The organism is Bordetella petrii, from assembly GCF_020991325.1.
Taxonomy (GTDB): domain Bacteria; phylum Pseudomonadota; class Gammaproteobacteria; order Burkholderiales; family Burkholderiaceae_B; genus Bordetella_A; species Bordetella_A petrii_E.
Genome location: NZ_JAJMLX010000544.1, coordinates 1 through 526, shown reverse-complemented (window position 1 = coordinate 526; position 526 = coordinate 1). Strand labels below are relative to the sequence as shown.

General features: G+C 70.0%; 1 pseudogene. It reads left to right on the top strand.

Features of this window, described 5'->3' with window-relative positions:
- A pseudogene (locus tag LPZ50_RS25255) lies at positions 1-284 on the top strand (Fe2+-dicitrate sensor, membrane component); the annotation flags it as partial.
- Positions 285-526: the final 242 nt, after the last annotated feature.

The window sequence follows — 526 nt, the reverse complement described above, 5'->3', positions numbered from 1 at the left end:
ATGCCGTCTACCCCGGCGCCGGCGCCGACCCGCGCGGCCCCGACTGGCTGCGCGGCGTGCTGCATGCCCGCGACATGCGCCTGGACGGCTTCGCCGCCGAACTGGCGCGCTACCGCCCCGGCCTGCTGCGCTGCGACCCCGATGTGGCAGCGCTGCGCATTTCAGGCACCTTCCAGCTGCACAACACCGACGGCACTCTGCAGGCCCTGCCCGCGCTGCTGCCGGTGCAGGTGCGTTACCTGACAGCGTACTGGGTCACGCTGGCGCCCGCCGCGCGGGCTTAGTTACAAAAAAGTTTGCGTCATGGTGTCCGGTTTTCTTGCGCGCAGGGTCATGGACAGCAAAGGCAGATCACTGCCGGCATTCCAAGATCCCGCCCGCAAGGAACCCCATGGCCGTTTCACACCGCACGCTCTTGCCCGATTCGCATGCTCTACCCCGGCGCCGCGCCCCGCTTGCGGCGGCCGTCAGCCAGGCACTGCTGAGCCTGGCCGTTGCCAGCGGCCTGGCCATGGCGTCCGGCGCG